Here is a 26,082-nt window from a genome sequence, read left to right on the forward strand (position 1 = left end):
AAGAAAGGACAGCAAACATGAAAAATCATTTTAAAGCAATCATAATTTCACTAATGACGTTGACGTTAATTTGCACATTAGCCGCTTGCGGCAAACAAGCTACCAGAGAGAAATCTCAACCAAAAACGCCAATAGAACAGCTCACCAAACCTGGACAAGTTGTTTTCGTTTCATCCAGTAAAGAAAATTTAGATGAATCCTCAGTCAATGACGGTATTGTCTATATTTATCGCTTTACATCCAATCATAAAGTTCAAGTACAAACCGTTTCTCAAAGTGCAAAAAATTTATCAATCGCTGATAACACATTTCAAAAAGGAGCTGAAGCAGATACAATTTACCCAGGTTCTTGGAAGAAAACAGGTACTAACAAAATAAAAATAACAACACATAACAGTGGCCAAGAATTAATCATGAATTTCGACAAAAAAATAAACGGAACTACAGCAAGTAGTCAAACTAAATATACTGGTTTCTCAGATAGTCACAGTCAAACTGCAAATCCTTACTGTTATATTGTCACAAAATAAACAAAAAGCAGGTCACAATCATTAAATGATTGTAACCTGCTTTTTGTTTGTCTTATTTCGCCAATGATCCGTCAAATTTGGCTTGAGTAAATTTCTGCTGCTTGACGTTAAACGTTAAGTCATACACTGATGTAGCTTTACGTTCACCATTATCAAATTGCGAAGAGGTGACCGTATAGGTCGTAAAGACCTTTGCGGTTAGATTGCCATTAGCGTCTTTTGCCCCCTGATAGACATGCACGTCCTGCACCGTGGAGTTGATACTGGTTGCTTGTTGAACCTTGGCGTTTTGCTTACGCTGATCTGCAGGTCCAGTAAACGCCGTTACGACCGCTTGATTACCATACTGCCCAACTGCTTTTTGGCGATCCGCATAACTGCTTGTACTGTAGCTATACGCCGCATTAACTAATTTAGTAGCGCGGTCGGTTAAGGTGGCCTCAGGCACTGTCACGTCTCCTGATGCCTGAGCTTTTGCCGGTTCGTGGACGATTTGTTTTCGCGTCACTGTCTTAGTGACCACCCGCGGGTGCTGAACATGTTTTGTAAATAGGTTGCCACCCACAAAGCCAAGGCCCAGGGCGACCACCACGAGGATCCCCAACTGCCAAGCTTGTTTACTACTGGATTGATTCATTTCCATGCCTCATTTCTTAAAGTGTAAATAATTAGACGCGTCTTTAGCATCGATGGTGCGGGTATGGTAACTACCATCACCATCTGGTGTCGAAGCCGTCGCCCAGTTGTATTCTTCGAGATCAACCTTTGAGCCTTTGACGGCGGCTACAATGGCCACGTGTCCGTACCCACCATCTTCAAATTCGGCCACACAACCCACGCTAGGGGAGTGGTCCACTTGGACACCTTTTTTACGCGCATTAGCGGCCCATTCACCACCATTACCGTTATTTTCAATCAGATTATCCGCGATGCCTTGGTGCTTTAATCGCCAGGCCACAAACGAGGTACACTCACGGTTGTAATAACTAAGTGAATCAGTTGTTGAGTCCTTTTCGGCGTCTTTGTACTGTTTCGGATAATCATCACCTTTAGCGGCCGCATCATTTTGATCACCGCCCGCGTCACAGCCATCATTGTCTGTACTAGTGCTGGTATTGGCGGTATTTCCGGCATCAATGGTCCCACTGGTAACTGGATCACTCCCAGCCAGTTTGGCATACCAGTACTCGGCTTGCTGAGCCCGAATGGGCTGGTTTAAATTCGCCGGAACTTCAACCTTGGTCAACCAATCATTGGCGGCCTGATCAACATCGGTTTCGGTTAAAATTTTGCGATAGGTGGCATTGCCTTGCACTTCGCTCCACATAAAATCTAATTGCACATTTGGATCGTCCCAGTTTTTACCTTGCGCTTTGGCAAAGGTAAGTAGGTTAGTATGCCTCTCCCAGGTCCATTGAATAATGCCTAAGCCAATCGCTGGATTACCTAAACCGACTGCTTCTGACACATCATGCTCTAATCGATGAAACTGAATCCCCGACTCACTTTGGATACTGCCTAAAGCCCCACAAATGCCAGCACTGGTCGTATGGTGCTGAATACCGTAATCATAGATGGTTTTCGCGTTAGCGGCCATGTCGGTGGTCACGCCGGCGGCGGTACCACCAGTAGCCACCGTTGTATCACAATCATTTGACCTGCTAGAACTCGAAATCATGGCAATAAACACGTTTAAACTAACTAACACCAGTACCACCGCACCAACAATCGTGACGGCGATTCCACCGCTTAATAACAGGTGCGCTTTAAACCACTTCTTCACTCTCGATCACCTCGATCACGTTGGCGCCACACCAACAACCAGGTGCCCATGATGACCAACGCCAACACCAGGACCCAAACCGGCGCGTGAAGCATTAGTAAGACGAGTAAGAGGGTGATACAACCAGCCACAGCTACTAACGGCCATAGCTGGTAAATGTCCTGCGAACTTCGGCCCTTTAAATCCTGGCCTCGCGCCACCTTGCGTTGATAATCATTTCTCAAAGCCTTAATCGGGTGTCGCCACGCATGTGCTTTTTTACTCATCATCGGCCTCCTATTTTCCACCATCAAAGCGGGCTAACTGTTCGTCTGATGGCTGGACATGAAAGACTAAACTTCGGTAACCAGATATGTTCATAAACACGCTCCCTTTTTCCAACTCACTGACTTCACTCAACGTCGCATCAGAAATCGACTTTTGTAAGGCGGAACGTAAGAGGGGTATGTCTTCTGGCGCCATGTGAAAGAAACACCGGTAATTGGTGAGTTCGAAGATTTTCTTAATGTCGGTTTGATAGGGCGTATCTTTTTTCCCCGGTTCAGAGGGGATAATAATCCCTTGGACCGACGGCGCGCCCATCACCATGGCACAAAAGTTCTTCCGCATTTGTTCCATAATTTCGGCAATGAACCGGGCGACCGTGGGGTGTTGCGGCGTTAAGAGCGTTTGGACTTCGTCCATGTGAATTTCAAAATTCGGTGCGTCTTCATAACGGACTTGACCGGCTTTAACTAACGCCCGGTACTTCTTCCCGTTGTTTACGATATCCGCCTGCAACATCGACAGGGTAGACATCATCACCGCATTGAATGTGCCTTCGCCATAACTTTTTAACCGCTCAGTTTGATAGGTGACAACACTTTCGTGGCTCAAATCCGGTAAATTAGTGACGCCCTCATACAAGTCACCGTGCGTCTGTAACATCGATTTAAACGTTCAGAAATCATTTTAGAACCGGCTCAAGAAATCAACCTATTAAATATTCGTCACATTGAGCTCCTATCAGAAAACAAAGAAACCTCATCTTGAGCTAAGTCAGGATAAGGTTTCTTTGTTGTATTTTTTCTTTTTGGGCTCACTCAAGACACCAAACGTCACCAATAAATGGTAAGCTATTATCTGGTCGGTTGTCTTGCAACAATCATGACCATAAAGGTGGTGAGCATCATGCACCATTCACTTAAATGTTGTGAATTCTTAGCTATTGTAACTTTTGTGGTTATAGTTGTTTTGAATTTACTCACAGTAACGGCTAAGTAGTCGTTACTAGAAGCGTCTCTTGTCTATCAGCAGGGGGCGTTTTTATGTACAAAAAAACACTCGTGCTATCAGACGCGAGTGTTGGTAGTAGCATCATGCCACACTTAAATGTTGTACCTACAATATACATGCTTAAGGGTAATTAGTAAAGTTTTTGGGTCGATCTGCCACCAAGAGAACAAACGTATTTTCAATTTGATTTCGGTCTCGCACGGTTGGAAGACTCTCTGCTTCAATCATCTTTTTAATCCGTTGTAAGGTTGGAACGCTGAAACCGGTCATAGAGCTAACCTGTTTATACGAGTGATCCTTCAGCAGGTCATCGGCCAGCTGCTTTTGGGGCGTAATTTGTGCATGCGGCCGACCTTCACGGTAATTTGGATTATGCTTCTTAGCATATTCCTTACCTTCCTGCGTGCGTTGAATAATCATGTCCCGCTCCATCTCAGCAACGGACAATAAAGTCCGTAAAATTATCTTGCCCATGGGACTATTTTCGATGACGCCAAGGTTCAGCACACGTACTGCAACTTCCCGCTCCATCAATGGTTCAATGATTTCCAACGCTTCCCGTGTATTCCTGGCAAAGCGATCTGGTTTGGTTACCACGATTGTACACGATTAAGCAATTGTGAAAACTTTGGACGCTCCGTTGTTGTGCCTGTGAACTTTTCGCTATAAAACAACATTCCAAAATGACAATGTCATCACTGCAGCAATGCTAAGAATAATTATAACTGTGGTGTATCGATAATAATTGAGTAAGGCAATGAACTCACGGATTAAAGCACTCGGTAAAAAGAAAAATGACGTTGGTGCTCCCACACCGGTAGCCCATAAGCCAGCTTTACGCGCGAACAGCAACGCCCGTAAGACGTGATAATTGTTGGTTGAAAAGACAATTTTCGGTGGCTGATTTCCCTGCCAATCCTTTTCAATCAATCGTTTGGAAAACTGCATATTTTGTAACGTATTCCGAGACTGATCTTCCACGATAATATGCACTTCAGAAATCCCCAATGAGAGCAAATAATCACGCATTGCCGCAGCCTCAGAGAGACTTTCATCAGTACCCTGACCGCCACTGACAATAAACTTAGGCTGGTCATTATTTCGATGATAGTAAAGGACAGCTTCATCAACACGTCCCTTAAGCAATGGGGGGATTTGGCCTTTTTTACCAGACCATGAACCTAAAATAATTAGATAATCAATGTTACTAGGTCGATTAAAGAATTGATTTAAGGCAGAATAAACTAAATAGCATAGGAAGAGTACAGAGAAGAAAATATCTTCCCATACAAAAATAGCTAACGGAATTTTTACGAGGCGCGTCGTTGCTTGAACCATCAGCCACATCGCTGGCAATAGAACGAGTAAGTTAACACCTAACATTGCCGATAATTGGCTGGTTAAGCTACGGCCCTCGCGACTATCCATGACCGACGTATTGTGGATTAAATAAATAATTGTACTGAAAAATAACATCACTAAGACAAGGGCCAAAATCACCAATATGCTAAGACCAATGACCATTGAGCGTGCAGCCACAAGATTCAATAAATAAACCAATCCCCACCAGAGTAAACCCGTAGTGAGTAAAACCAGTGTTAAAGCCAACAAAGCCCCGGCCCAAAAGTTGGGACCACGCCATAAAACCAGGCCGGCAATAATCATGATCATGATTAACGCAATGACAATTTGCATATTGTTTCTCCTTTTAGTTCAACGTCGTCCACCCAAAAAACAATTTGTAACTCATTATAACAAGGAGGCGCACGATTTAAGAAAAGCTTTATCCCATTACTATCAAGAAACCATTACAATAACTTGTACGGTGTCCCCCCAGATTCTAAAGGAGTTCTTAAATGAAAACACGAAAATTATCAATGAATGGATTTTCAATCAAAGTTCTGGGGATTATTTTAATGGTACTTGATCATATTCATGAGGAATTATTGCCATTAGGCATACCCACTTGGTTCAACATGTTAGGACGAATTGTAGCACCCTTATTTCTGTTTTTATCGGTTGAAGGGTTTATTCACACCCATAATCGTAAGCGTTATTTATGGCGATTATTACTTGGCTTTTGGATAATGGCACTTGGTAGCTTTCTCTTGCAAACTTTTCTACCAGTAGATAATGGTCGTCTTGGTTTATTGAATAATATTTTTGGAACTTTATTCTTGGGTGTTTTTGCAATGCTCGGAATCAGTAAAATTGCCGATGGTCGACAGGATCATGATTGGCGTTTAATCTGGCAAGGTATCGGCATTTTAAGTTTAGAAGTTTTACTTTCAGTCATTGGGACTGTGCTTTTATTTATTCCTGATTTATCTATCCGGGTTGCTGTGGTGCGAGTGCTTCAATTCATTCCCAACATCATTGCGACTGAGGGTGGTCCCCTTTTCGTTTTACTGGCAGTACTTTTTTACTTATTCAGAAATAATCGTAGGGGGCAAATAGCAAGTTTAGCAATCGTTTCGCTTATTTTCACTGGCTTTAATTTTCATGGATTGTTCAGCACGAATTATGCTTGGATGATGATTGGCGCCATTATTCCGATTGCTTTGTATAATGGGCAACGAGGTCGTAGTGACAAGTGGTTTTTCTATGTTTTTTACCCAACGCATATTTGGGTGTTATATCTTTTGGCTTTTGCTTTACACCTTACCGGATACTAAATCACAAACACAAATCAGTCATTCATGACACATAATAAATCATATAAAGGAGAAAACTATGCGCAAACTTTGGGTTGTTTCAGGACTTATAGGCGTTATAATTTGCGGGATTTTTTTTGGCCTGAACGCGTGGGATCGATATAATAAAAGCGGGGATATATATTATGTACACATTATTAAAGACGGTAAAGAAGAAGTTAGTAAAGATGACAATGGTAGAAAATTCATTGACTACCGCTATGAATTGACAGCGTACAACGATAAGGGGGACGCTAAAGCAGTTGATTTCAAAGGCACCCAAGGGGCCCCGTTAACTTTAAATAGTTACTTGAAGCTAACAGTTAACCCCAAAAAAGGTGTGACTCAGTGGGAAAAGGTTGGTAAAAAACAAGTTCCTAAAAAAGCCTTGGAAAAATTTACTAACTAACTCAAACGATGAAATAAAATGCTAGTCATTATGGTGTAAATTATCAGTGTACCCAGAAGCTCGGTCATTCATGTCCAAGTAGTTCACGGATAAATAGTTTATTAACGATCACACTACGTTTTCAGTAAATAACCAGAATAAAAAGGGCTTCACTTCAGACGAATACTGAGGTGAAGCCCTTTTGAACGAAATGATCCATTGTATTATTTTAATTTTGACTCAATTACGTTCCTAGAATAGACTAACTTCGGTGAGCTTGTATGATCTGTTGACCAAATTCTGTCTCGTCAAAATGCTTGATCACATCTGCCAGGCTATCTTTTGATAAACTTGCACCAAACAACTCGCTTCCTGGTTCAGTCATAATGCCATCAGCTAGCTCGTAATGAATCACGGTATCAAACCCCATTGTCTGAACAAACTCGGCAACCTTGTCAACCGCATTATGCTGATCACCCGTTACGAATAATGCTTTTCGCTTTGGGTCACCTAGCGGACGTGCATCATCCTGAAGATTATGATACCCCATATGATTGAACGTTTTAACAATCGTGCTCTTGTTAAAATATGCTTGAACTTGCTCACTGGAAGTAGACTCCGGATCGAGTACTTCCTCGCGAATCCCGTCGGTTTCCCACCAATAGTTCATTGCATCAATAACTAATTTATCCTTCAACAGTTTGGGATTAATGTTCTTGTAACGACTCAATGGAATTGCCAAAATGATTAAATCGCTCTTGCTGACAACGCCTTGATTGGTCGCAGCTACGGCCCCGGGTACCAAGGTTTCGATTGTCAAAGCGATTTTTTGCACCGAGCCTGAACCAGATATTCGCACATTGTATCCAGCTGCTAGGGCCAACTGTGCCAAAGTAATCCCAACTTTACCGGCACCGATAATACCAACAGTTTTAATTTCTGTCATGGCTATTTATCCTCCGATAACAACTCTTTAACCCGAGGAATCACCTTAGTAGCATACAATTCAATCATGTGTTCTCGCTGTGCCGCCGTTTGATTACCCGCGCCATAAACTAAATCAAACCGACCTAGGCCAAGTAGCTTAATTGTACGTGCTATTCGTTGCGCCACATGTTCTGGGTTACCTACATAAAACGAGCCAACCTGCGTTTCATTATCAAATTGTTCTCGACTCATTGGTGCCCAACCCCGGGTCAGGCCGATTCGATCAAAATTTGCCTTAATATTTTTCCAAGCCACGTCAACTGCTTCATCTTCATCATCAGCAATAAAGCCGTGCGAGTGAACCGCAACCGGCTGAACTGGCTGATGGAATTGCTCGGCTGCCTTTTTATAAAGATCAACGTAAGGTGCAAACCGCTCCGCCTGACCGCCAATGATTGCAATGATGACTTTATACCCATACTTAGCTGTACGAATAATCGATTCTGGTGATCCACCGATACCGATGTAAGTTTCTAACCCATCATAGTCAGTTTTAGGATACACATCTTGCTCTTTAAGTGTTTCCGTAAATTGACCGGACCATGTAACCGGCTTTTCTTTAATGAGTTGGTCATACAACGCTAACTTTTCGTTAAATAAATCATCATAGTTTTTTAGATCATAACCAAATAATGGAAAGGACTCCGTAAATGAGCCACGCCCCAACATTACTTGAGCACGGCCAGCCGATAATCCTTCAAGCGTAGCAAATCGTTCATACACACGCACAGGATCATCGGAACTTAGCACAGTTACAGCCGTCGCTAATTTAATGTGTTTAGTTACTGAAGCAATAGCACCCAAAACAATCTCAGGACTCGACACACTGTAGTCAGGGCGATGATGTTCGCCAACGCCGATTACATCAATTCCCAATTTATCAGCGATAGCACCTTCCTTAACAATTTGTCGAATTGATTCCCCTGCAGTCATTAGACTACCATCTTCTTTAGCAACAATATCCCCAAAAGTTTCAATTCCAAATTGTAATTCATTTATGTCTACCATGACTGTCCTCTCCTTCACTTACTTTTTGTAAGTTGATGGTTTTAGAGTACATCATTTCGGAAAAAAAGCAACCGTTAAGGAGAAAAGGAGCAAGTATAAAACAAATCGATCGGGGCTTCTGAACAGATCAACCAAGTACTGGCAAATGCCTGAATCAATAACCGCTCGGCTTCTCGATTCATCTATACACGTTTGACAGTAACGGTAACTTGTTACCTAACCTGGCAGACAAAATAGTTGACGTTTTGAATTACGGCTTGATTTAGATATCACCCAAGAGATTGACCTCTTAAACATTAGAACGGTTCAATGAAGAAAAGTAAAAGAGCACTACTTTAAAAGTAGCGCTCTTTTAGCACATAATTCAAATTATCGCAATCCACCAGGATGAAACCTACATAAATTATTTGATTTGAATCCCAGCTGCGTTTAAATTATGCAATTCAATGGATTGCGAATCACTAACATCATTTACATTGCTATCGTCTTTAGTAGAAATATCGTCGATATTAAGCTTACTATCCGACAATTTTAAATCTGACAAAACAACCTCATCCAATTCCGAATCGTCCCCATCTGAATCGTTGTCGTAGGATTTTGTAACACGGTATAAGGCAATTACCTTGTAGCCATCGTTATCACTAGAAGATTTAGCGTTGAGTGTTACTTCCGAATCATCTTGATCAGATGTTGAGGATCCCCATGACCCATATCCGTTACTTTTGCCTGAATCTTCGGGAGTCGTCAGGAAGATGTTAACCAATCGGTTAGAATATTTAAGATAATCATTGCTCTGAAAATGATCATTAATTATAGAATCTGTTAAATCATTGATCTTATCAACATTCTTAATTGAAGTAGAATTAACTAGCCCACTGACAGTAGCGGAAATTGAATGAGTGCCAGTGTAATCAATGCCTTCTTTATTGAACATCTCAGAAGGAACAGCAATCTTAATTTCATCGCCATTCTGTAGTTTACCATTATTTTTAACGTTAAATGTAGTACTGGAAGAGTCAAAGTGCTTACTTGAAATACGCACAAATCCACGCTTATTTAATCCATAAAAGGAGACTTTGAATTTATCCGTAATTTCTGAAGCTGATGATTTTTTAACCGCTTTAAGCCCATGAGCTTTCACATCTTTACTCGTAGCTTTAATAGGATTTGTATCATCACCGCCATTGCTAATCGTCAGTTTAATTTTCTGACCGTTCCTTAAATTGTGATCACCTGTTACAGTAGTCTTCAGTTCTTCTGACCAATCTGCAATCTTTCGCATCTTCTGGCGGTCACTTGAATCCGCGCTATAATATAAATCTGCGATATTATCATGATCTTCTAAGCCTTTTTCAACTTGCTCCGAAAGTTCATCGCTAAGGCCTGAACATTCAACAAACGCCTTTACTTCTTTAGTCTCCAAGTCATCTTGATTGTAATCAACATTTCCAGACCCCTCATACCCAGAAAACGTAACCTTAGCATCTCTGAGAACGTTAATTTTACGATGGCTAAATACACTTATTGACCCAATGATTACTAATGCAATAACACCAATAATAATCCAATTTCTGCGACTAACCTTTTTCAATAAATCCCCAAGGTTATTGTTTTGATCCTTCGCCCCCATGTAAACTCCTCCAAATGAATTAATAATACAATCACTTAACTTGTTGTCTCACTTTAACAACTATCGTGCCACTAGAATATTGTTCATTGTTAAATGATGCCCAAAGAGTGCGTGCCAGGTCAACAAGACTTCCGAATAATCAAATGTTATTTTGAAAAAATCAGTCTATAGCAATGATGTTTCGCAGAACATGTTACAATGCGGTTATTATAAAATACGATTTGGGAGGAATATTATCATGAAACATTCAAAAGCATTTCACAATGCAATTGCTGTTTTGCTATTCATTGTTACCTTAGGTGTAACTTTTCCCGCGTTTGCTGATCCAGACCCAAACAATTTCACCTTAACTTATACCTGGAAAAATGCCGAGACTAACACTCCTGCCTTTCCATCTGTTTCTCAACACTTCGCTGAAGGACAACCGTATCCTGTCAACCACGTTTCGAAGTTCGGATACACGATCGACAATAATAATTCTTATATCGTTGATAAAACCGGTGCTACTCCTGTCTCAACTTCCTATGCTACCGCCATTGCTAGTGTCCCAAATATCACAAGTTTTGACGAGTATCTTGATGTGGCTAATGAGACAGGATATATTGTTCAGTCTGGCTGGAATGGCACAGAAGCATTTTTCAATACCGTATTAATCCCCAAGGATGAAACGGTCACCATTAATTATGTGTCGTCTGATGGTACACAACTTGACTCTAAGACAATTGAAACTAAGTTCGGTCGGACCATCACGATTGATCAACCTAACTTTGACGGCCACACCATTGCTGCTAATCAGCCAAGTTCATACAAGGTTGATAAGGACGGTGCTGGCGCTAACGTTGTGACTGTTACTTATGATCCCGTTGCTTCATCAAGTTCTGAAAGTTCGAGTTCGTCTAGTTCTTCATCTAGTTCAAATGGTTCAAGCAGTTCTTCCTCCAATTCTAGCAACGTCGCTAGTTCAAGCGTTTCTGGGAGTTCTTCATCGAGTTCAAGCGTAACTTCGAATGGTCAATCATCAGCTACTAGTCAGTCAAACTCACAAAGCAGTAATGGTCAATCAATCGTTGCTACACCAGTTAAAGAAGGCTCCTCAAACAACAGTTCAAACACACCAGCACAACAAACTAGTAAGCATGACACATCTCATCACGCTAACTTACCGAACACCAGTGCAATTAGATACACAACTAGTATCGTTGGCACTATTATCTTAGCTGGCATTACAACCTTATTCGTAATTAAAAAACATAATCATTAAGAAAAAATAGCAACTTCTTTTAAAAGAAGTTGCTATTTTTGGAGAAACAAATGATTAACATTAGCTAGCGTGTCTTTACCCTTGAGATTACAGGTACATTGTCTGTGGACTACTCTCTCATTTTTGCGCTTCAACTAAGGTTTTTACTTAAGTAAGTCCATGATATAATTTAGTACTAACAATTTTTTAGAGGGAGTAATTACTATGAAAAGTCTCAAATTTTTTCGCGATACCGTTGCTATCTTGTTATTTATTATTACCTTAGGAGTAACATTTCCCGCGTTTGCCGCTCCAGATCCCAATAGCTTTACAATAGCCTACACTTGGCAAAACGTGGATACTAATACGGCTGCCTTTCCATCTGTTTCCCAACATTTTGCAGAAGGACAGCCATATTTTCCGCTTCATGTCGTGAAGTCTGGATATACGATTGATAACAACAGATCGACTTTCGTCGATAGCACTCATATGCCTATTCAAACTGACACATATGCACAATTCATGTCTAGTTATCCACGTGCCTCAAGTGTAGATGAAGTTTTTGCTATATACAGCCATCAAGGTCTAACAGTTCAGTCCCAGTGGCTCGGAACCGAATCATTTTTTAATACCGTCTTAATTCCCAATGATGAAACGGTAACCGTTAATTATGTATCTTCTGACGGAAAGCAACTCGATTCTAAGGCAATTGAAACTAAGTTCAGTCGAACCATCACGATTGACCAGCCTAGTTTTGATGGCTACACCATTGTCGCTAATCAACCAACATCATACAAAGTTGATAAAGACGGAGCCGGAGCTAATACTGTTACGGTTACTTATGATCCTACCGCTTCTTCAGGTTCTGAAAGCTCCAGCTCATCAAGTTCTTCTAGTTCCAGTACCTTAAGTACTTCTTCATCTTCATCAATCTCAAACGACCAATCATCGTCTGCTAGTCAGTCAAATTCACAAAGCAGTACTAGTCACTCAATTGTTGCTACTTTAGTTAAAGAAAGTTCTTCAAATAATAGTTCATCAAACGCACCAGCACAACAAACTAGTAAACATGACACATCTCAGCACGCTAGCTTACCGAGCACCAGCGCTATTGGTTACACAACTAGCCTCATTGGCGTTATTATCTTAGCTAGCATTACAATCTTATTCGTATTCAAAAAGCGAAATCATTAAGAAAAAAGCAGAGACCTCTTTTAAAGAGGTCTCTGCTTTTTTGTGGGGTTACCATTAATTAGTTTGTCTTTAGTCTGAAGGCAAGTATGGACCACTTCATACTTTTTTAACATTTTTCATCTGCATTAATTGCTATGTTTTATAAAATATTAAAAACAGCAAAAATTCACAAACAATTATCCTTCATTTATATAGATAGGATTGGACCTAATAACATAAAGACGATTACTCTAAATCTAATTCAAAAAATAAATATCACAGGTGAGATTTGAGTCATGCATATTATTGATAAATTAAAAGTCGTCACACAAGGTGACGACTCAGTCATAGAAATCAATCTTTATGCTGACGATGTTTAATGAAATATCCAGTGATGATTGAGAAAATAACCAATATTGTAATTCCTGCCGTTACGTAACGTCTGACTTGATGTCCAGTCAGTGGCAACTCGCTTTTTTTCAGCTTATTAGTCTGTTTTGATGTAGCTGCTTCATCTACAGATTGTGTCTTAGATTCAGTTCTTTGGGCATTCTTTTTCCCCGAAGTATCTGTGAACTCATTGGCTATACCGCCATTTACAAAAAGATTTCCTCTATCCATTGAATCCTCAGCAAATTCAGTAAAAACATCGTTAACTTGATCTACTGAATTACTAGAATTACCATATTCATTTTCTTTATCGGGCATTGGATCTGGATCAGGTTTGGACTCTGGCAAGGGAGCTGGCTCAGGCTCTATTGGATCTGGATCCGGTTCTGGTGCCGGTATTGTTGTTGCGTCGTATAGATACGTCACAATACCACCACCCGCAGGAATAACTCCAGATGCAGATAAGCCTTCACCCATTCCACAATGTTGATAACCTTCAAAATTTCCAGCTTTTGTTTCATATGGTTTATCAACTTCTTGTCCATCCGGGTAGGTCGCTTCTTCAACACCTAACAATAAATTATCTGCCCGCGACCGATGTTCTACTTGTACACTTGGTGTTTCAACCGTATCTGGCGGCCCATACACAAAAATAACATGTTGGTCTGTTTCACTTAAAACCCCTGAGGCTGGAGCACTATCGGAACGTGTGTACTTGAGCTCCAATCCTGTAAAATCACGTGGCTCGGCAATGTACGCTTCTCCCAATTTTTGTCCGTTGGGATATTGAGCTTCATTTGTAGCTAACTCATTTCCATCAATGGTTTCATGAGTTACCATTACTTTACCAACCTGGATTGAGGATACTTTTTTATAAACATAGGTTACGATACCATCTGCTTCAGTTAAGTATCCACTTGGATTCCAACCAGTAGTTTCTTTGAATTCATACCCTTCAAACTGGTATTTGCTTGTTTGATATCGTCCGTCGATTATAAGACCGTCTGGATACGTTGCTTCCTCTGAAAACAACTCTTTAGGTTCTTCATCATCAGTCATATATTTAGCAATCACTTTTCCCGCGACTTCTTCATTGCCAGAATTACGAGCATAAATGTAGTAAATATCACCATTATTAGCTGTTAGTGTTCCGTTAGCTGACAAACCTTTTTCTACATCAACCTTGACGAAATGGTAATCATTGATTTCTTTAGGCTTTGTCTCATACGCGTCACCAACATACTTACCATTCGGGTAAGTTGCTTCATTAGTTGGACTCAGTTCCATTCCGGTAGCCGTTTGATGATGAACTGTAATCGTCCCAGAGGCATCTTTAGGTGCATAGATATAGTAAACATCGATGTCTTCTGTCGTCAATTTCCCTTCTGCAGGTGCACCCTTATCTTCATCAACTTTAACAAAGCTATAACCGCTAATCTCTTTTCGCTGCGTTGTATAGCTTTCACCTACAAACGGAAGCTCTGGTTTCACTTCTTGAGGTTCAGCCAGCTCTTTACCATCGACTGTTTCGTGATGAACAGTTACCCTTCCAGCGTGGTCAGCCCGCTCATAAACATAGGTCACATGTTGATCATCAGCCGTTAGTTCGCCACTCGCTGTGGCTGATCCAGCTTTCATTTGTTTAAACGTATAGTTTTCAAAATTTTTTTCCTCGGTTTCATATGGTTCTCCAATATATTGACCATTTATATAATTAGCCTCAACTGGATCTGTGAGCTGTTCGCCCTGCTCGTCTTCATAGTGAGCAATTACATTCCCAGCGCGATCCGAGCGATTATAAACATAATAGACATCTTGTGGTTTCTCTTCCAATAAACCGATTGCTGGTGATTGACCTTCCCCACTAGTATCAACATGGCTATATGTATAGCCATCAATCATAATGTCGGTAGTTGTATAACTTTCTCCAACATATTGACCACTTGGATAGGTTGCTTTAGTCGTTTCTGCAAGTTGTTTGCCCTGTTCATTAACGTGATGAACGGTAACACTACCTGCGTTTTGCTTCAGTTTTCGATACCGATAGATCACTTCGCCGTCTTCTTCACGTAAACGTCCAGTCGGAGACCACCCCTCAATACCGCTTATCTCATATCCCTTAAAGCTCCCTTCGCTGGTGTAATATTCCTTATCAATATATCGGCCATCTGGATAAGTTGCCTCTTCACGCTTAAGCACTTCGCCATCTTCCGTTTGGTGGATTACCATTACTTTCCCCGACGGTTGCTTCTGAGCTTCATAAACTAAAATAACTGTGCCGCCCTTTTCTGGGAAAACACCTTTTTTAGCTAAGCCAGATTCATCAGTTTCAACAAACTTGAAACCATGTAGATTCTTTTCTTGTGCTTCATACTCGTCCCCAATTTGGCCTGTTAATGAATCGCTTTCACTGATTTCACGAAAACCATTATCATCTCTAACCACATGACGGACATGAATGCCGACCCAGGGTTCAAATTCAAAGCTTTCAAACTGGAACTGCTGTAAATTTGAATATCCTCCAGTAGAAGCACTAATAACCATTGCCACTTGTTCGTAGAGTTCGCTTTCCGGAATTTTACGTGTCCAGGTGAGCTCCCCATCAGCCGAATCATAAGTAATCGTCAGTTCTCGCGTTTTACCATTATACTGAGCGCTAACATCTTGAAACTGCCCATCTACATTTGATTTACGATTAAATCCCTGCACACTTTGTGTATCAATCGTGGCCCAACCTTTATCACCGTCAGTGGTGACAAAGGCACCATATGGATTAATTCGTGGATCCGCTTCCCAGCCCAATCTTTGATTGTTATATTGTGCAGATGGATCTGGGGCTGAATACCCGTTAAGATACGTATCCAATTGAAATCCAATCGCGTTTTGTAAACCACCAATCCCCATATTGGCCCCGCGGTATCCTACATCTGAAGTATTCCCTGGATGAAACGCAAATCCAATTCCATCAGCACCTGTTTTTCCCCCTCCGCCTTCGTTACCACTGTTAGATCCTAAGTTAATCCTACCCTTGATTGTAAAATTTTTGCTTAGATCAATTCTATTTTTCAGCGAAAAATTTCCTGTTTGATCGCCCTTGTCTTGTGTCAAAGTGACAATGCCATTGCTATTATTATAGCTTGCATCACCATTGACAGAAAAATACTCCAAAAAGTTTTCTTTAGTAACTTTGATTATTTCATTTTTAGCGTTTGAACTATTAGCTTGTCCCTGCATCGGCGGACTAAATGCAAGTCCGCCTACTATGCCGCAAACTGCTAAACTTAACGCTCCTAATTTCACTCGGTTCTTCCATAATTCAATGAATCTTTTCACTAGCATCAGCATCTTAAGTAACCTCCATTTCGATCGTCTTTCAGTCATCTTATTGTAATCATAACGTATTTACACAGCACAACAATTCATCTGCCCCAAACCCCTTTAATAGCAACGATTTCGCACGATTTAATTGTTCACACTAATGTTTTTTCTGCCTCCTAATTTATTTTAATCGTCAAAAAAACAGCGAACTCCTTTAAAGGGATCGCTGTTTTTTGTGGGGTTAACATTAATTAATTTTTATTTAGTCTGAAATCAAATATTGACCATTTCATAATAATTAATAGATCAGTTCACTTAAACGCTAATGCTAAATTTTTTGTAACTGTAACGTCACTTCATTGATTAACTGTTTTCCTTGATCAGTCAACTTATAATAACGGGCTCGCCGATCTTTGGTGAGAAAAAACTGTGTGGCAAGCTCTTCCTTATATAAATACTTGATGCTTTGGGAAACAACAGCATTAGAAATGTTAGTGCGCTTGACTATTTTAGACGGTTCATAATTTTTTTGCAATAATGCTGTACCCACTAAAAAAATTGAAGTCGTCAATCCATAACTTTTTTAAATTGCCTTATATTCAGATAACATCAAGTTTGCTGCCATTATATTTTCAAATGGTCTTTCTTTGTCTTTTAACATTTTTCACCTACATCAATTGTTATGCTTTATAAAATATCAAAAACACCAAAAATTTACAAACAATCATCCTTTATAAGGATAGAATGTTTAATAGAACGAAATTTAAATCGTTAAAAAATATAGTTTATGAATATTAAGTGGCTTTTGATTTTTAATTTTTCCCGTCGTTTAGGGTGTTCCCTAAACGACGGGAAAGCTTCTCCGTGAAAATTCATATCTGACGGAATTTGCGATATAATAAAAAATGTCGTTTAGGGTTGTCGTTATCAATATTTAAAAAGGGCAGAAAATGAGTAAAATTGGTTATGCACGAGTTAGTACCACCGAACAAAATTTGGATCGTCAAATCGCAGCACTGAAAAACGCTGGCGTGGAAAAAATCTTTTCCGACAAACAGTCCGGGAAAGATATCGAACGTCCGGAACTTCAAAAAATGCTTCATTATATTCGTGACGATGATATTGTCTTTGTCATGTCATTAGATCGACTAAGTCGTAATGCGGACGATATTACTATGCTAATTCAAAAAATCAAAGATGCCGGTGCTAGTTTTCAGTCACTGGATTTGCCAGATTTTTCGTCGATTCCTGATCGTGGGCTACGCAACATGTTAACTGACGTGATTCAGTCTGTTTTCAAGTTCCAAGCTGAATCAGAACGACTGAGAATTAGAGAACGTCAGGCCCAAGGAATCAAACTGGCCAAAGAGCGCGGAATTTATAAGGGGCGCCCACGACTATATGCTGTGGACGCAAAGGACCCACAAAAGCGCTACATTTATCAGCAGGTTTGTAATGACTTACAGTACAGCCAACTATCTGACTCGGCCATTGCCCGAAAGTTTGGTATTAACAGGTCAGTGGTGCGGTATATTAAAGCCGACCTGACACATTTGCAGCCTGATCAACTTACGAGTTGAAATAATAGGGAATATGCTACTATCATGGCGACAATTAAAAAGAGTCAACTGCTTGCGACAGTTGACTTCAAGTAATCACATTGCAAAACTTGGTTAAATCATCACATTAGTGATGATTTTTTTGTGACCAAAAAAATTTAGGCTACGCATTAATTCCATTCTGTTTGATTCACAGACCTCTCCTCCCTAATGGTCAATGTAAAGTTGTCCGTTAGAGAATGTTTAAAACTGAAATTACATGGTCACATACAATAGGAAGAAAACTTTTACTATGTCGGATATTTAAACTTTTACGTAGTCGATTGTAATCGTTAACGTAATGTAAGTTGCTATCTTAATCGATTGACATTCACAAAATTATCATTTGGCAAAACATCGGTTTCGAATTTTTGAATCAGCTTAAGCAGCTGGATAGTCTCTTCATATCCTAAATCGTTCACCCATTGATTGAAACGCTTCAGATGCTTCATTTCAATCATATTAATGATATGAAGGCCGCTTTCAGTCAAAGACAGATATTTTACACGCCGATCACTATCGTTAGTATCTTGCTTAACTAATCCACGCTTTAATAAAGGTGAAATTTGAGCTGAAATACTTGCAGGGGCAACTTTTGTAATTTCCGCGATCTTTTGATTCGTCAATTTTTGATGATCTCTGATAAGTTTCATGACCAGCCATGCATTGTGCGATAAATTATACTGTTGGTCAACAACCGAAACAAATTCATCGAGAAACTTTCCCATAAATAGAAACGCGTTGTTATATTGGTCCATTAATTCTTTATTGTTCATGATAGCTTCCTCCTGAGTATTTATTTTCACGAAGACAGCGTGATACCACAATTGGTATATCAATTGGTGCTCCAATAGTCATTATATTGGTAACTAGTTTAGACGCAAAGCTTTTGTACGATTATTTAATTTTTATTTTTAGTTTATCAATTATTTGAATATAAAATCAGGCAAAAATAATTATGTACGTAAACGACAAAAGTAGGATCATATGCAAAGTCTCTTAGTAATAAAAAAGCTCTCAGCAAATTAAGCTTGCTAGAGCTCTTTTTGTAGATTGAAAATTGTTGAATACAAATAAAATGCAGTCGTCGTAAGAAATCCCAGTAAATATTCACATGTATTAAAGGATATTAATTTCAATTTTTAACTCATTTATAAATTATATCATATCATCTATGGCACAAGCTTTAAGAAGATTATAAAAACTGTGATAATTCTGCCTGCCTTATTTCATGAGGAATAAAAGTGCGAATTTCATCTTCTGAAAATCCGCATTGTAGGAATGAATGTGTCGAATCAAAAATAATCGGAAAGTGAAGCATTGTTGGGTCTTTATCAATAAACGCGAGCATTTCACCCAAAGAAATTTCATTTAAGTCATGTGTTTTTTTGAACAACAGAATAGATTTTCCTCGCGTGGCAAGTAGATCATCTAACCCATTTTCTGAAGCTGCTAAGAACGATTTAAGCGGAAGCTTAACTAAACCAGGCAAACTAGGATGCACACGATGTTCAGTAAAATCAATATGATGTTTTTTAAACCAAGTAACAGCCCTTCTAGAAGGATAGTTGGATGGTAACGTATAAATACTAATCATAGTTCAAACCTCAATATTTATTTTTAACTTCACACTGTAGTGTACACAACACTAATTATAAATACAAACAATTAGTAGGGCTAACTTATTAGGCCGTTTACTTTGCTAAGTAAACCTTTATATAGCAAAAATTGAATAGACCGAAAAGATCCTGTACAATGTGATGTAATTTTTGAAGGAGAAATAAACCTATGAGAAAAAATTAGTATTTTATTTGTATCTTTATTAACCATAATGACTGGTGCGGTTTTATCTCCAATATTGCCTCAAATAAAAAGCGCCTATCCTTCCATTTCTACGATTTGGATTGAATCACTTGTAACCATACCCTCTTTATTTGTCATTGCACTGTTGCCATTAATCAATAAACTCAAAATTTCTAGTCGCAAACAAGCACTAATTGGTTTATTTATATATAGCATTGGGGGCCTAATTCCGTTGATCTTTTTATCCTTCAAAGCTCTAATTGTGTCAAGATCATTAAGTGGCGTTGCGCTCGCATTGATTGCCGGTCCAGCTATCAGTTTAATTACAAGTAATTATTCAGAAAGCACTCAACAAGAATTCCTTGGATATGCCAGTGCTGTTACAAATATAGGCACTGTTAGTTCAGTTTTGTTTGCGGGTTTTGTTGCGCCTATTTCATGGCGGCTTACCTTTTTGGTTTACAGTTTTTGGGGGGTTCTTTTTTACTTTTATTATTTTTTGTTCCTGAAAATGAAGTAACACCAACTATCAGCAGCAATACACCTTCCAAAAATCCGCCAGTGATTTATCTGCTTTTTTTTCTTAGCCTGTCATTAACCTTAATCTACTTTGTTCTTCCAACTAATCTTGCTTTTTATGTAACCGATGTACTGCATATTAAAAGCAGTCTAATGACCTCATATTTAATGGCCAGTATTTCCGTATTCGGCTTTTTTATCGGTCTATTTTATAGAAAACTCAAATTATCAATTATAAACAAAGGTGTTCTCGTTTTTATTGGATTCAGTTTTGGTATGCTTTTACTTTCCATGGGCGAATGGATTCCTTCTTTAATATCTATGCTACTGATTGGTATTGCACTTGGTTTGGGCATGCCGTTTTTAAATGAATGGGTCTCAATAACTTCTAATGATGCAAATCGAAAGAGAAATATCGCGACCAGTAACGCAATGATTTTCGCTGGTCAGTTCATGTCACCTTTTGTTTTCCAATTTCTATCTAAACCATTCGGATTTCATGAACGAGGTATCTTTTTTATAGCTGCGGTTATTTCAGCATTCCAAATTATAATTGTGTTTTGGGCTGGTAAAAACACAACCGAATCAACTAAATGAACCTCATGATTTTGTGATTTGTTCACTTTAAATGATTTTTGATTACAGAAAGCGGATATCGCTTAGTGCATTCATTGTAGTATTAAGCAATATCCGCTTTTCATACTTAATTGTCGATCGCTGTTCATCAGTTTGCCTTTATTTTGTTCATATCGAGTTCGTAATTCCGATCGTATTCATTGTTTATTTGTATGATTATATTTGACAATCGTAAAATATGATATTGTTTTAATTATATTAGTCGAGAACAATTTTTTGAAAATTTTTATGTGCATGCTAGAATACGTGCATATATTAGAAAGGGGTATGTACTTATGGCAAATGTCACAATTGATAAAGACATTATTTACGATGAAAATTTGGATTTAAAATTGGATGTTTATCAAGGCGATAACCAAAATGATGCACAACGTAAGGCAATCATTGATATTCATGGTGGTGGTTGGTGGCTAGGATATAAAGAAGAAGAAGCCGATTGGGCAACCGACTTTGCTAAACGTGGTTTTATTGTTTTCGTCCCTAACTATCGTTTAGCACCTAAAGTCTTGTATCCCGCTCCGGTAGATGATTTGGTTTCAGTATTTAACTGGATCAAGCAATCTGAATATTCTTTTGACCGCGACAAGATTGGGGCTGTTGGTATGTCTTCAGGTGGCAACCTGGCGATTGAATTAGGTTTAAGAACAGGGATTCCGATTGCTTCTTGGTCTGGAATCATTGATTTAGATCATTGGGTTGAACAACATCAAGATGTTGTTGCGTCAAACAAAAATGCGCCAATTCCTGGAACGCCTGTCTCACAGATTAATCAAACTGGCGCAAACGATCCTTATTACAAATGGTTTGTACTAAACTATGTTAATAATGATCTAGATCTATTAAAAAAGGCTTCTCCTTTACATCGCGTAAATAAAAATGCCGGACCAATGTATTTAGCCAATTCTTTGGACGAGTTAACGCCAACAGCTGCTGTTGAAAAGCTACAAAGTGAACTCACAAAGAATATGATTCCGTCGGTTGTACAATTTGTCCCTGGTCATGGACATGGTGAAGCCTATACAAAGCAAGCACAAGAACCAACCGTCGCTTTCTTTAACCAATATCTATAACCATACATTTTAGAAGTTACAGGCTCGAACAATCGATTATCTAGCGGCGTGAAGAGATAAATCACCAAGGATAATGGCATCTAGTTGTTATAATTCAAATAACAATTAGATGCCATTTTTTATCATAACCGCTTTAAACCTTGTTAAAATCCCATGTAAGTAAAAAGTCTATCAGGCTTCGTCGCAAATCCCACAGTGTAGCAATCAATATTAAAAACTGTTGCACTTTAAAGTCTTATAAAATCAGTACAATCTACAATTTGTTTTTGGAGGAACAAAATATGACGAAACGTAATTTAAACAGACTCTGGTTCGTTATAGTAACAATTATAATATTAACTCTATCATTCAATGGCCCGGGTTTCGTCATGACGCCTTTTAAAGGAACTTCGATGATAGAGACCTCAGGAAAGGTGGATTTGCCACTCGTCAATCTGGTCCTTTTACTTATTGATCTTGGGTTAGCAAAATATATTTGGCGTATTAACTTTGGCTTGAGCGTAGTTAAATTGAAAACCTATTCTAAGAGAATAAATACACTGTTGTGGGTGGTCCCAACAATCATCATGATCTTAGCAAGTGTTTTCTATCCTAACCATTTGATGGCGTTCTTCAAAGTAACGCTTCCTAGTCAAGTTCTTGTCGGACTATTTGGTACCCTGATTGCTGCAATAATCACTGGATATTTTGAAGAAGTTGTATTCCGCGGTGGGATATTTGGATTTCTTAACAGCTTAATTCACTCTGAAAGATCAATCTTATACTCATCACTAATCGCTGGCTTATTCTTTGGCGTAATCCATCTTTCTAATCTGGCTGGAGGCGCCAGTCTCGCGTATACCTTAGCACAGATGTTTTACGCGGCTGCATATGGTTTCTTTGCCGGGATGATTTATGTGAAAACGCAGAGCTTATTGTTACCCGTGATAAGCCATGCTCTTGCTGATTGGTTCGATTTTTTCTTTAATATCTCTGTACTGGGAAGAATCGACAAACCTTTTCTTCTATCACTCGTCTCAATTATTCTGACTATCGTTTTTATCGTATGTGGTTATCTTATTTACAAAACAATTGATGAGAAAGATAAAACCGAATTCGATGCTAAATACCATACCTTTAATTAACCTACCTATGAATTTGAAAGGACATCTTTAGAAAGATAGCTAAAGGAGCAAGCTTTACGTTCTATCAGTGACCGCTAGACATGCTAATTTTTGTCGGCCTCACTAAATTTATGATGACAAATGATCTAAACGTAACCTTTTTTAACCATCTAAAGTAATAACTGCACGATTACTGTAACTCCCCTAAAATTTTTAACCCCCAAAACTAGATGCTAATGTCTTTTTCATAAATTCTTTGTTGAATCGTTGGCGATAGTCCTTAAGTTAACGAACTAATCGCTTTTTAGAAAGCTAACTAAAATAATAATTTAAAATAAAAAATACTTCCTTCTCTAATTAGTCCGTGTCATAATAGGGACGTTAAGTATTGCCTCAAATTTAATTTTGCAAAGGGGATCATCATAAATGAACTTAAGTAAGCACTATAAATTATATAAAGATGGTAAAAGCCTCGTTAATGGCGTGATTATTTCAGGAACTGTCATGCTAGGACTTATTACTCTTTCCGGAAATAATGCCCGCGTACACGCCGATACGCTCTCCCAAACAAGCAATGGTTCAGATAATGCGTCTGTTATTTCAAACCAAAATAATCAAACGGTAGTTTCGCTTAATTCAAATCAAAATGCTAAAACCACCACTGATCCGCAACCAAATCCCATAAATAATAATCCACAAGATAGCGAAGTGTCTGCTTCAAGCACAGGTGCCGTTGCCGCCAACAGCTCATCTAACTCACAAGAGCCAGAACGTGCAACTCAGTTAACTACAAGTTCCGATAAAACTACTGAATCCGATGATCAAATGAGCGATCAATCTTCTTTACCATCACTACCACAAAGTGAACCCATTAGTGATAATCCCGTAGCGTTGATGGTTAATACAGCCTCAACAAATGTGAAAACTGCCACTAATCAAGTTGAGTTTTTAAGTAATGACCCGCAAGCGTCTCAAGCACCTATCACGGTGTCAAATAATTTTAACAACGGGCCGTTTAACGGTGACTCATTGATTACCGTCAGTGGTGAATTGAACGGACCATTCAAAAGTGGTGATAGTCTTACATTTATCCTTCCCGCCAATAATGTAAATGTAGATAACAGACCCGTCACATTTAACGGGGCCGAAGCATATGGTAATTTCAAATATGATAATGCAACTGGCATTGGTTCTTACATATTTGACAAAGATTTCCCCGAGATTGATACCCCAATCAAATTCAATTTAAATTGGAGTGCAAAGTCCGGCGCTTCAACTGGAAACAAAGTGTCAGTCACAAGTACTTTAGGCGGACAGACTACCCCTCTTATTTTTACAAACGGACGTGATTTTTATGACACTTTGGGACCAGGTAACCCCGGTGATCAAACGTATTTGACAATAGCCCCTACACCTGGCCTGTATGGAATTAAGGGCGCTGGGAACGATAATTATATCGGATCAGGACAATTTTTGCCTACCGGACAAATGACTTTTTCGGTGGTTATCAACCCTGGTGGCGGCTTATCAGATGCTAAAGATCGCACCTTAACTATTTCTCCGATTGACGGAGGAACGCTTTCACCAGAAGATGTTTATTATTCCAACAATCATGGTAACTTTCCGGGACCAAGCGGTGCCTCTTCATATATAACACTTGATCAAATGGTTAAAGAATCGAACGGCGCGGTCAGCTACACAGTTGGTAACAATTCGATTACCATCAAGTTTGCAGATGGATATAGCAGCAAGTGGGATATTATTGCCATGATCTTAAAGAACGCTACCGATTTAAATAAAGATCAATACCGTATGAATTTTGCATATGCAACTTCTTCTACGAATCTACAGGTGTGGGGATCACCTGCTTCTCCAGGTGGTAAGTATCAGAATAATTCTAGTAAAGGATTTGTACCAAATATTCAAGGCAATGTAGACCATAACTATTACGTTGGACAAGTATCGCAAGAACAATTGTCAGCACAATTATTAAGTGGTGTCACCGCAACAGATGTCGAAGATGGTAATCTAACCTCAAAGATTGTCTTAGACGATAGTTCTATTAATGTTAATACGCCAGGTGTATATAAAGTGACCTACAAAGTCACTGACGCAGATGGAAATATTGCAACTGTTACCTCTGATATCACCATTAAAGCAGACCAACGCTCAATCTCTGCTAATGACTTCACCATGCACGTTGGTGACGCTACTCCTGATGCGGCTAGCTTTGCTGCTTCTGCCACTGACATTGATGGTAAGGCTGAAACTGTTAACGTGGACTTATCGCAAGCTGATTTAACCAAGGCTGGCATGTACAATGTTACGTTAACGACGGCCGACGGCCAAACGAAAGTCGTTAAACTGACGATCTTAGCCAACCAGCAACAGATTAACGGCCAGGATTACACGATGTATATTGGTGATCCAACACCCACGGTTAATGACTTCAAAGCCAGTGCCTTGGATAAAGATGGTAAACCAGTTGCCGTCACAGTTGATTTGAGCCAGGTGAATCTAACGGTTCCTGACATAGTTTACCGTGTGAGACTGACAAGCGCAGATGGCCAAATGAAAGTTGTTCAACTGACAGTCTTAGCTAACCAACAACAGATCAGCGGCCAGAATTACACAATGCACGTTGGTGACCCAACACCCACGGCTAACGACTTTAAAGCTAGTGCCTTAGATAAAGATGGTAACCCAGTTGCCGTTACCACGGATCTAAGCCAAGCGAACCTAACGGATCCGGGCACGTATGACGTGACGTTAACGACGACCGACGGTCAAAGCAAGGCGGTGAAATTAACCGTCTTGGCTAACCAAAAGTCTATCTCTGCTAATGACTTCACCATGTACGTTGGTGACGCTACTCCTGATGCGGCTAGCTTTGCTGCTTCTGCCACTGACATTGATGGTAAGGCTGAAACTGTTACGT

22 protein-coding genes and 1 pseudogene are annotated in these 26,082 nt (G+C 39.5%); 11 read left to right on the forward strand and 12 right to left on the reverse strand.

The genetic code is table 11. The features are described from left to right. The first annotated feature begins 17 nt into the window (after positions 1-17). On the forward strand, positions 18-530 hold the full coding sequence (locus ACRYI5_RS10860; RefSeq protein WP_448225265.1) for a hypothetical protein: 513 nt from the start codon (positions 18-20) through the stop codon (positions 528-530). A gap of 52 nt (positions 531-582) precedes the next feature. On the opposite strand, the gene ACRYI5_RS10865 is transcribed toward ACRYI5_RS10860, so the two are convergent. The 6 genes and pseudogenes from ACRYI5_RS10865 to ACRYI5_RS10890 all read right to left on the reverse strand — a co-directional run bounded on the left by ACRYI5_RS10865 (position 583) and on the right by ACRYI5_RS10890 (position 5,283). Beyond that, positions 583-1,167, reverse strand: a complete 585-nt coding sequence (locus tag ACRYI5_RS10865; RefSeq protein WP_448225266.1) for a hypothetical protein — start codon at positions 1,165-1,167, stop codon at positions 583-585. Positions 1,168-1,176: 9 nt separating this feature from the next. Then, positions 1,177-2,313 (reverse strand): phage tail tip lysozyme, encoded by a 1,137-nt coding sequence (locus tag ACRYI5_RS10870; RefSeq protein ID WP_448225267.1) that lies wholly within the window; start codon positions 2,311-2,313, stop codon positions 1,177-1,179. Further along, complete coding sequence (locus ACRYI5_RS10875; RefSeq protein WP_448225268.1) at positions 2,310-2,579, reverse strand: hypothetical protein; 270 nt, start codon at positions 2,577-2,579, stop codon at positions 2,310-2,312. The genes ACRYI5_RS10870 and ACRYI5_RS10875 overlap by 4 nt, the downstream gene beginning before the upstream one ends. 10 nt (positions 2,580-2,589) lie before the next feature. After that, positions 2,590-3,240: a hypothetical protein gene (locus tag ACRYI5_RS10880; RefSeq protein ID WP_448225269.1), complete on the reverse strand. Its 651-nt coding sequence runs from the start codon at positions 3,238-3,240 to the stop codon at positions 2,590-2,592. 561 nt (positions 3,241-3,801) lie between these two features. After that, positions 3,802-4,256, reverse strand: a pseudogene (locus ACRYI5_RS10885) (recombinase family protein); the annotation flags it as partial. Continuing rightward, positions 4,252-5,283, reverse strand: a complete 1,032-nt coding sequence (locus tag ACRYI5_RS10890; RefSeq protein WP_448225270.1) for a YdcF family protein — start codon at positions 5,281-5,283, stop codon at positions 4,252-4,254. The pseudogene ACRYI5_RS10885 and the gene ACRYI5_RS10890, both read right to left, overlap by 5 nt. Positions 5,284-5,444: 161 nt before the next feature. On the opposite strand from ACRYI5_RS10890, the gene ACRYI5_RS10895 reads away from it, so the two are divergent. Together ACRYI5_RS10895 and ACRYI5_RS10900 are read left to right on the forward strand one after the other, a co-directional pair. Beyond that, complete coding sequence (locus ACRYI5_RS10895) at positions 5,445-6,263, forward strand: TraX family protein (protein ID WP_448225271.1); 819 nt, start codon at positions 5,445-5,447, stop codon at positions 6,261-6,263. A gap of 58 nt (positions 6,264-6,321) precedes the next feature. Beyond that, entirely contained in the window at positions 6,322-6,690 is a 369-nt protein-coding gene (locus ACRYI5_RS10900; protein ID WP_448225272.1) for a YxeA family protein, read from the forward strand. Positions 6,691-6,931: 241 nt separating this feature from the next. On the opposite strand, the gene ACRYI5_RS10905 is transcribed toward ACRYI5_RS10900, so the two are convergent. The 3 genes from ACRYI5_RS10905 to ACRYI5_RS10915 all read right to left on the reverse strand — a co-directional run bounded on the left by ACRYI5_RS10905 (position 6,932) and on the right by ACRYI5_RS10915 (position 10,294). Continuing rightward, positions 6,932-7,615 carry an NADPH-dependent F420 reductase gene (locus tag ACRYI5_RS10905; RefSeq protein ID WP_448225273.1) on the reverse strand — a complete coding sequence of 228 codons (684 nt, stop codon included), beginning with the start codon at positions 7,613-7,615 and terminating at the stop codon, positions 6,932-6,934. Between the two features lie 2 nt (positions 7,616-7,617). Continuing rightward, the gene (locus tag ACRYI5_RS10910) at positions 7,618-8,664 is read right to left on the reverse strand and encodes an LLM class flavin-dependent oxidoreductase (RefSeq protein ID WP_448225274.1); all 1,047 of its coding nucleotides are present in this window, start codon (positions 8,662-8,664) and stop codon (positions 7,618-7,620) included. A gap of 403 nt (positions 8,665-9,067) precedes the next feature. Then, the gene (locus ACRYI5_RS10915) at positions 9,068-10,294 is read right to left on the reverse strand and encodes a hypothetical protein (RefSeq protein ID WP_448225275.1); all 1,227 of its coding nucleotides are present in this window, start codon (positions 10,292-10,294) and stop codon (positions 9,068-9,070) included. Positions 10,295-10,532: 238 nt separating this feature from the next. On the opposite strand from ACRYI5_RS10915, the gene ACRYI5_RS10920 reads away from it, so the two are divergent. Together ACRYI5_RS10920 and ACRYI5_RS10925 are read left to right on the forward strand one after the other, a co-directional pair. Then, positions 10,533-11,555, forward strand: a complete 1,023-nt coding sequence (locus ACRYI5_RS10920) for a MucBP domain-containing protein (protein ID WP_448225276.1) — start codon at positions 10,533-10,535, stop codon at positions 11,553-11,555. Positions 11,556-11,759: 204 nt separating this feature from the next. Next, positions 11,760-12,728 (forward strand): MucBP domain-containing protein, encoded by a 969-nt coding sequence (locus ACRYI5_RS10925; RefSeq protein WP_448225277.1) that lies wholly within the window; start codon positions 11,760-11,762, stop codon positions 12,726-12,728. 333 nt (positions 12,729-13,061) lie between these two features. On the opposite strand, the gene ACRYI5_RS10930 is transcribed toward ACRYI5_RS10925, so the two are convergent. After that, positions 13,062-16,442, reverse strand: coding sequence for a MucBP domain-containing protein (locus tag ACRYI5_RS10930; RefSeq protein ID WP_448225278.1), 3,381 nt, complete (start codon positions 16,440-16,442; stop codon positions 13,062-13,064). Between the two features lie 923 nt (positions 16,443-17,365). On the opposite strand from ACRYI5_RS10930, the gene ACRYI5_RS10935 reads away from it, so the two are divergent. Next, entirely contained in the window at positions 17,366-17,995 is a 630-nt protein-coding gene (locus ACRYI5_RS10935) for a recombinase family protein (protein WP_448225279.1), read from the forward strand. Positions 17,996-18,324: 329 nt separating this feature from the next. Here the strand turns inward: ACRYI5_RS10935 and ACRYI5_RS10940 are convergent, their stop codons facing one another. Next, positions 18,325-18,789, reverse strand: a complete 465-nt coding sequence (locus ACRYI5_RS10940) for a MarR family winged helix-turn-helix transcriptional regulator (protein WP_448225280.1) — start codon at positions 18,787-18,789, stop codon at positions 18,325-18,327. A gap of 419 nt (positions 18,790-19,208) precedes the next feature. Beyond that, complete coding sequence (locus tag ACRYI5_RS10945; protein WP_407881629.1) at positions 19,209-19,610, reverse strand: ArsC/Spx/MgsR family protein; 402 nt, start codon at positions 19,608-19,610, stop codon at positions 19,209-19,211. 234 nt (positions 19,611-19,844) lie between these two features. Here ACRYI5_RS10945 and ACRYI5_RS10950 point away from each other — a divergent pair, with 234 nt between their 5' ends. The 5 genes from ACRYI5_RS10950 to ACRYI5_RS10970 form a co-directional block, all read left to right on the forward strand. Next, positions 19,845-20,336, forward strand: a complete 492-nt coding sequence (locus ACRYI5_RS10950) for an MFS transporter (RefSeq protein ID WP_448225281.1) — start codon at positions 19,845-19,847, stop codon at positions 20,334-20,336. Beyond that, positions 20,255-20,932 (forward strand): hypothetical protein, encoded by a 678-nt coding sequence (locus tag ACRYI5_RS10955; protein ID WP_448225282.1) that lies wholly within the window; start codon positions 20,255-20,257, stop codon positions 20,930-20,932. The genes ACRYI5_RS10950 and ACRYI5_RS10955 overlap by 82 nt, the downstream gene beginning before the upstream one ends. A gap of 314 nt (positions 20,933-21,246) precedes the next feature. Then, positions 21,247-22,041 carry an alpha/beta hydrolase gene (locus ACRYI5_RS10960; RefSeq protein ID WP_448225283.1) on the forward strand — a complete coding sequence of 265 codons (795 nt, stop codon included), beginning with the start codon at positions 21,247-21,249 and terminating at the stop codon, positions 22,039-22,041. A gap of 281 nt (positions 22,042-22,322) precedes the next feature. After that, positions 22,323-23,165, forward strand: coding sequence for a CPBP family intramembrane glutamic endopeptidase (locus ACRYI5_RS10965; RefSeq protein WP_448225284.1), 843 nt, complete (start codon positions 22,323-22,325; stop codon positions 23,163-23,165). 405 nt (positions 23,166-23,570) lie between these two features. After that, on the forward strand, positions 23,571-26,082 hold a 2,512-nt coding region (locus ACRYI5_RS10970; protein WP_448225285.1), incomplete at its 3' end, for an immunoglobulin-like domain-containing protein.

The sequence above is a fragment of the Furfurilactobacillus sp. WILCCON 0119 genome (assembly GCF_053471565.1).

Coding starts and splice junctions, on each gene's coding strand:
- ACRYI5_RS10915 (WP_448225275.1), bottom strand. CDS start 10,294: ATGGGGGCGAAGGATCAAAACAATAACCTTGGGGATTTATTGAAAAAG.
- ACRYI5_RS10865 (WP_448225266.1), bottom strand. CDS start 1,167: ATGAATCAATCCAGTAGTAAACAAGCTTGGCAGTTGGGGATCCTCGTG.
- ACRYI5_RS10965 (WP_448225284.1), top strand. CDS start 22,323: ATGACGAAACGTAATTTAAACAGACTCTGGTTCGTTATAGTAACAATT.
- ACRYI5_RS10955 (WP_448225282.1), top strand. CDS start 20,255: ATGGCGGCTTACCTTTTTGGTTTACAGTTTTTGGGGGGTTCTTTTTTA.
- ACRYI5_RS10875 (WP_448225268.1), bottom strand. CDS start 2,579: ATGAGTAAAAAAGCACATGCGTGGCGACACCCGATTAAGGCTTTGAGA.
- ACRYI5_RS10940 (WP_448225280.1), bottom strand. CDS start 18,789: ATGAACAATAAAGAATTAATGGACCAATATAACAACGCGTTTCTATTT.
- ACRYI5_RS10950 (WP_448225281.1), top strand. CDS start 19,845: ATGACTGGTGCGGTTTTATCTCCAATATTGCCTCAAATAAAAAGCGCC.
- ACRYI5_RS10930 (WP_448225278.1), bottom strand. CDS start 16,442: ATGCTGATGCTAGTGAAAAGATTCATTGAATTATGGAAGAACCGAGTG.
- ACRYI5_RS10945 (WP_407881629.1), bottom strand. CDS start 19,610: ATGATTAGTATTTATACGTTACCATCCAACTATCCTTCTAGAAGGGCT.
- ACRYI5_RS10860 (WP_448225265.1), top strand. CDS start 18: ATGAAAAATCATTTTAAAGCAATCATAATTTCACTAATGACGTTGACG.
- ACRYI5_RS10890 (WP_448225270.1), bottom strand. CDS start 5,283: ATGCAAATTGTCATTGCGTTAATCATGATCATGATTATTGCCGGCCTG.
- ACRYI5_RS10925 (WP_448225277.1), top strand. CDS start 11,760: ATGAAAAGTCTCAAATTTTTTCGCGATACCGTTGCTATCTTGTTATTT.
- ACRYI5_RS10905 (WP_448225273.1), bottom strand. CDS start 7,615: ATGACAGAAATTAAAACTGTTGGTATTATCGGTGCCGGTAAAGTTGGG.
- ACRYI5_RS10900 (WP_448225272.1), top strand. CDS start 6,322: ATGCGCAAACTTTGGGTTGTTTCAGGACTTATAGGCGTTATAATTTGC.
- ACRYI5_RS10935 (WP_448225279.1), top strand. CDS start 17,366: ATGAGTAAAATTGGTTATGCACGAGTTAGTACCACCGAACAAAATTTG.
- ACRYI5_RS10920 (WP_448225276.1), top strand. CDS start 10,533: ATGAAACATTCAAAAGCATTTCACAATGCAATTGCTGTTTTGCTATTC.
- ACRYI5_RS10910 (WP_448225274.1), bottom strand. CDS start 8,664: ATGGTAGACATAAATGAATTACAATTTGGAATTGAAACTTTTGGGGAT.
- ACRYI5_RS10880 (WP_448225269.1), bottom strand. CDS start 3,240: ATGTTACAGACGCACGGTGACTTGTATGAGGGCGTCACTAATTTACCG.
- ACRYI5_RS10960 (WP_448225283.1), top strand. CDS start 21,247: ATGGCAAATGTCACAATTGATAAAGACATTATTTACGATGAAAATTTG.
- ACRYI5_RS10895 (WP_448225271.1), top strand. CDS start 5,445: ATGAAAACACGAAAATTATCAATGAATGGATTTTCAATCAAAGTTCTG.